The 5,589-nt window shown below is 59.5% G+C and carries 4 protein-coding genes and 3 pseudogenes; 2 read left to right on the forward strand and 5 right to left on the reverse strand.

From position 1 onward, the window contains the following. The 3 genes and pseudogenes from EN932_RS27745 to EN932_RS39125 form a co-directional block, all read right to left on the reverse strand. Nucleotides 1–400, reverse strand: a 400-nt coding sequence (locus tag EN932_RS27745; RefSeq protein ID WP_164747207.1) for a hypothetical protein, incomplete at its 3' end; no start/stop codon positions are given. A 192-nt stretch (nt 401–592) separates the two neighbouring features. Then, nucleotides 593–906: pseudogene (locus tag EN932_RS27750) on the reverse strand (ATP-binding protein); the annotation flags it as partial. 10 nt (nt 907–916) lie between these two features. Next, nucleotides 917–1,450: pseudogene (locus EN932_RS39125) on the reverse strand (IS21 family transposase); the annotation flags it as partial. A gap of 516 nt (nt 1,451–1,966) precedes the next feature. Here EN932_RS39125 and EN932_RS27760 point away from each other — a divergent pair. Further along, nucleotides 1,967–2,326, forward strand: coding sequence for a hypothetical protein (locus tag EN932_RS27760; RefSeq protein ID WP_126066776.1), 360 nt, complete (start codon nt 1,967–1,969; stop codon nt 2,324–2,326). Nucleotides 2,327–2,895: 569 nt separating this feature from the next. Here EN932_RS27760 and EN932_RS27765 read toward each other — a convergent pair. Together EN932_RS27765 and EN932_RS27770 are read right to left on the reverse strand one after the other, a co-directional pair. Continuing rightward, nucleotides 2,896–4,212: a HipA domain-containing protein gene (locus EN932_RS27765; protein WP_063169281.1), complete on the reverse strand. Its 1,317-nt coding sequence runs from the start codon at nt 4,210–4,212 to the stop codon at nt 2,896–2,898. Next, nucleotides 4,202–4,540 carry a helix-turn-helix transcriptional regulator gene (locus tag EN932_RS27770; protein WP_063169282.1) on the reverse strand — a complete coding sequence of 113 codons (339 nt, stop codon included), beginning with the start codon at nt 4,538–4,540 and terminating at the stop codon, nt 4,202–4,204. Before EN932_RS27770 ends, EN932_RS27765 begins: the two co-directional genes overlap by 11 nt. Nucleotides 4,541–5,151: 611 nt before the next feature. Here EN932_RS27770 and EN932_RS27780 point away from each other — a divergent pair. After that, nucleotides 5,152–5,589 (forward strand): annotated as a pseudogene (locus EN932_RS27780) (aldehyde dehydrogenase family protein); the annotation flags it as partial.

Raw genomic sequence — 5,589 nt, forward strand, 5'->3', positions numbered from 1 at the left:
GCTTGGCATCCGCGTAGTCGCTGCTCCCCTCATTCCCATCGGACGCATTCATCGCCATATCGCGCGGGTCCAGATAGCCTTCGAATGCGGATTCTGCAAAAGGACCTGCCAGACACGCAACTATCTCCCGGATCGCATCATCGCGTTCCAAACATCGATCCATATCGTCCTCGAAAATCGGCTTTCGCTTCGAGGTGAATCCTTGCGCTGAATAAAAACCCGCGCCTTCGACAACACCACCGCACTCTCCGTCACCGACGTCGGGGTAAATACTAACACTTGAGAAAGCAGGGAGTTCACGGTCGTCGTCGAACGTCTGACGGTGCAAAACGATGGCGGCCACCGCGTGCCCGGCTTCGTGATGCGCCACAAGCGGCAGATATTGGGAGGCTACATTCATGCGGTGCGGCTCTCAGGTCTAGTTTGCTTTTGCGCATAGGACCGCAATTGTCGTGCCAACTGGGAAAATCGTTTCGGGCAATGCGATCGCTCCGATAGCGTTGCGTCTCCTGTCTGACATTGTTGGGAAGTCGACACGCGCCCGTCGCAATGCGGTCGACCTTCCGCGCGAGTTGGGTGACCCGTGAAGGCGGCCGACCAGGACGATGTTGCGCTGATCGGCGACGAAGGCGCGGCCGGGCGAGATCGCGCATCAGGGGGTGACCGGCGTGTCGGCGAAGTCGAAGTCGTCGATGTCCTTGGCCAGCGGCAACTTGGCGACAGCGAACTGGTATTTGATGGAGCGGGCCTGCTTCTCCGATATCTCGGCCTGCAAGAGATCACCGACAATCCTGGGCGGCTCGTGCCGTCGCTTGATGGCGACGCGCCCATGATCTCGTCATAGGCTCTGCGCATTCCGTAGAGCTTCAGCGCTCCCATCAGTTCCAGTACCTCGGTGCGTTCCATGGCTGTTTGTCCTCCTGAGACTGTCATAGCGGGTGCAGTCGGCGACCGCTCGTGAGCTAGCTTCAGCGCTTGGGGAATGGAAAGGATCGTGCCCGGCGCCGGATCGCGGCTGCGGGCCAGGATGTTGAGGATCACCGGCGCCGACGATGCACCGTGCTCGATGGCTTCCTGACAGGCGGCCTCGACCGCGCTCAATCCGTCGGTCAGCACCCAGGTGAGGATCAACACCATCTGCCGGTCGACGTCATCAACCGCCTTGAGCTGCGCCGCACCTTCTCCATTGCCGACCGCACGACCCAGCCAAGGAACGGCGCGCGCCGTGTGCCAGGGATCGTAGGCGACCTCGTTGCGGCCAAAGGAGCGAACGTGTTCTCCCACGACCACGCCATCCTCTGGCGGATGCGATCCGATCGACATAAGCATGGATCTCGATGGGCCGACCGACGGCACTCGACAGCACCGAGTATTTGTTGTTGTCGAAGCGCACCGTGCAGGTCTTCGACACCGACGGGGGAATGCAATGGAAGCCGTCGAAGCGACCGGCAGCCGCTCCCGCTGCGGCTTGGCCGCATTCGCCGACAGCAGCCGGTCCCGCGTCTCACGCCGAGCTCCCATGCGGGGATAGGGCTGGTGCTTGCGCTCGTAGCGGAACTGCGTCTCCTCAGAACGCAGGACCTTGCGCACCACCTTGCGCGAGATCTTCAGCTCACGGCAGATCGCTTTGATCGACTTCCCCTGGACCAGCGACAGCCGACGTATCTTTGCAATCGTCTCTAAAACCAACATCCAAAACACAAATGCCTCCGATCAAGCCGGAGGCATCTTGATGACCCCATCGTTAAGGGGTCCCGTTTGGACGAAAATCACCCTTTAAACAGGGTCCCCATTCCACGAAAAATCAATGCACTACCTTCCAAAGCTGCGAGAGATCGCCACCGACCGCTTTGAAGGGGCTTTCGGCGGTCTCGTCAGCGAGGTTGTGGCATGAAGAAACATCAATCCACAGCATTGGGCCGAAGCATGCCACGGGCTCATGCCGCGGGAGAGCGGGAAGATATTCTTGAAAGAAGAAGCGGTCTCCGACATCAATACCGACAGGATGGGCAGCTTTCTCACATCACTTGAGGTCGAGCGTGGCAGTTGCGACCCGCAATGCAAGGCTGGCGGCGATGCATGCCTTTGCGCGGTTCCTGATTTCGGAGCACCCCGAATATTAGGATACGCTGCAACTGGTGGTGACACTTCCCTTCAAGAGGGCGCGTGGGTGGCACCTGTCGAATATCTCGATGAGCCCGGAAATCAAGAGCGTCCTGGCGCGTATCGTCCGCCGCACGCCTTCTGGACAGCGGGATTACGCTCTGTTTTCGCTGATGTTCAATACGGATGCACGAGTTCAGGGATCCTGAATCTTCGATTGTGACCTTCGTCTGGTATCGCCCTGTCCCGCCGAGCAAAGCAACGACCGCCCCACACTGCTCACCCGGTTCGGTGTTCCATACTTGCTGCGCACACATGGCTGCGGGCGAAGGAACCACCATGGCGGAAAAAAGCATCCATCATCGCCCTTTGCGGGACACGACGGCCATCCACCTCGTCAAGGCGGGTGTTGACATCGCCACCATCAGTCGATGGCCAGGCCACTCGGGCTGAACTAACGATGCGCTACGCCCAGGCCGGTATCGATATGAAGCGGCAAGCGCTCGAACAAGGCTTCCCCGACGTGATGTCATCGGCAAAAGATCAGACGATCATCGCTTTGATGGCTGGATGTTTGGCTGGCTGCACCGCTTGTAGACGCTCAGTTATGTGGAGTTGTATCGCGGGAAGTCGCGCGTCTTGGGCTTTTGCGGTGTCAGCTCCACATCTCTCCGCAGTGCACGTTGTCACTGTTGAAGAGCCGTTTGTTCAATCTTCGTCCTGGCACGGCAAGGGTTGTCGATATTGTGGGCGTCTTGCGCTTGCCGAGCTTGTCCGAAATCCAGCGCCGGATCAGGCGTGAACACTGTTGCGTAGTTCGTCAGCCAGAGCGCGGAGAACGTCGGCGCTTCCTTCCAGCGCCGTAAAAGCGTAGGGATTGAGGAACTGTCGGCCCCAGAACAGATTGCGATCTGTGCCGGATAGCGTAGCTTCCTCGCTGACACGCGGCCAATTCTCCGCAATGCATCGGAGCTGGCCTTCAACAATCGCAAGAGCTTCCGGCGCGCTGAGCAGGAAGTGATGCGCCGCTTCAAGGCAGGACGCTATCCGGCTCATGCGGTTATTGCCGCTGATGAGCATGGCCTGGCTGGCCTCCTGGCCACTGCGGGCCTGCGGACAAATATCGTACGCAGGCGTGAGGGTGAGCTTAGCGCCGTCCCAGAATGCCGCATGGTTGCGGGCATGATCGTCGGTGTTGCCGCAAAGTATGTTGAAGACAATGCGGCTGAACAACTCGCGCAGAGTTTCCGACGGCGCGGTGAATCGGTGGCGAATGATCTCCGCCAAATCCTGGTAGCTGGCGTAACGCGCCATCATCTCATCGAGCGCGAGCATCGTCAGCGCTGAGACCATGGATTTGCGTTGCCAGCCGCCCGTGACCTTGATCCGGTCGAATCGCTCGACGAGCAACACGTCGTTGCCTGCGGCGCGAACGAGCGAGACGGATGCCGCTCTGATGCCGCACAAGGCGGCAAGCCGCATGGCTATGAATTCTCCTTTGACGACGCTGTAAAGGTCGGCAGACGAGGAAAATTTCGCGACATGCTTGACGGCGTCACCCTCGATCAGCGCCTTTGGCCTTGCGCCGCCGATCGAGCTGCCGTGATGCAGCGCCTGATCTAATTCGGGGGTGAGCGGAATACCTTTCTCTACCCGCTCCGCCGATTGGACAAGCTCTTCGAGAGTGGCATTGGCCAGTGCGCGCGGCTCGTAATGCATTGGCGAAAACTGAAAATCGAGCGCGCCGATGCGGTCCGAGCCTGATTCCAGCAAGAACGTCAGTTCTGAAATATCGAGCCGCGCGATTTCATCGCCCTTCACACCGAATTTGCGGTTTAGGATAACCCGTCGTCCCCAGGCATCAGGGGCAGCATCGCGGATGCATCCCGGCATGGTTAGGCCAGGAAGCAAAGGCAATTCGCCTGCCTTCAGGGGCAGTTCCGGGAGATAAAGCGGGATCGCGCTTCCCAGTTCACGAAAGCTCCTGCCATAGTTGAAGCTGACGAGTCCGTCATGGGCATATAGCCGCCCGGCGACAACCGGCGCGGTCTCGCCCGGCAGCCAGACCCAGACATAGGCTTCGTCGTACTTGGGGACCTTAGAACTCATCGACGATCTGCTTGCCGGCCTTGTAGACGTGCTTCGGCAGCAGCGCGATGCGATCGTCCATGCGGCCTGTGAGGGCTGTGATGCCATTGCCGTCGGCATCGAACAGCTTCACACCGACAATGGCAGCAGCTTCGAACATCAGTCCGATTTCGACTTTGGGATCGCCCTTCTCGATGCGCTGCAGGGTGCTGCGTGAAACACCGATTCTCTCGGCTAACTCCTGTGCGGTTAACCGGTGCTGCATCCGGCCAAGCCGGATGGTCTTACCGAAAAGGCCAAGCGCTTCCATCGCGTAGCGCGAATAGGTGCGTTTATACGTTGCCTTCATTCGGGTCTCTGTGACCTATGCATGATCCATATCGCCTTCTTTCGAACTTTATATAGGTAATGTCACAGAGCGACTGCCAAAGTCAAGACTCCGTATCGCAAGCGTTACCCATCCGAACGAGGAAGGCGGATATTGCCGACGGCTCCTGCACAACCGGCCAGCTCTGCGCGTCTCGGGCGAGGCGGAGATCTGGCGCTGGATCGCGGACAGCCTTGAGACGCCTCGCATGAGTCATTCATGGGCGGTCCCTGGTGCGGGGCCGCGGCGCTCGACTGCTGGCCGACATTCTCGGCGGCGGGACCCGCATCCGGCTACACCAGCACTTTTCGACCGCATACGCGCCCAGCTTCTCTCCGAAATCATTGCCAATGAGCGCGAACCTCATGCGATCGCCGAGCTGGCCTGGCGGCGCGGAATCTACGCACGCATCCGTATTCGAGACCGCCCAAGGGAGGCTGACTAGCGTAACGCCCTCCGATCTAAGCGCCTTCCACAAAGCCGCTTTCGCACGCGACGGGCTGCATGTGGCGGTCGTAGGCGACATAGATGCCAAGCCCTGAGAGTAAGGCTCTACCAGCTGTTCGGCGATTTGCCTCAGAAACTGGCGCTTGCCGGCGCGAACCAGTGGTATCGCGAGGGCGAGCACGCCGAGCGCTTTTCCTCCGCCCTCCACTGACCACAGACCCGCACGCAACGAAGCCGCGCTCGATCTTATCGTGGCGTGGCTAGGTGCAATGTTTGCTCTCGCCATCAGGCCGGCTTTCCCGATGGCGTGGTCAACCTGATCTATGCGTCCGAAGGTGATCGCGTGGGCCGTGAACTCTGCACCAATTCCAAAGATCAGCTTTACCGGTTCGAACGAGGTCGGACGGCTGCTGATGCGTCAGTGCTCTGACCAGATCAAGAAGGTCAGCCTTGAAACCGGCGGCAATGCACCTTTCATCATCTTCGATGATGCCGACATTGACGGTGCTGTTGACGGTGCGGTCCAGGCGAAGTTCCGCAATGCCGGCCAGACCTGCGTTTCCGCGAACCGCATTTACGTCCAA

The organism is Mesorhizobium sp. M7A.F.Ca.US.002.01.1.1 (genome assembly GCF_004022955.1).
Taxonomy (GTDB): Bacteria; Pseudomonadota; Alphaproteobacteria; order Rhizobiales; family Rhizobiaceae; genus Mesorhizobium; species Mesorhizobium ciceri.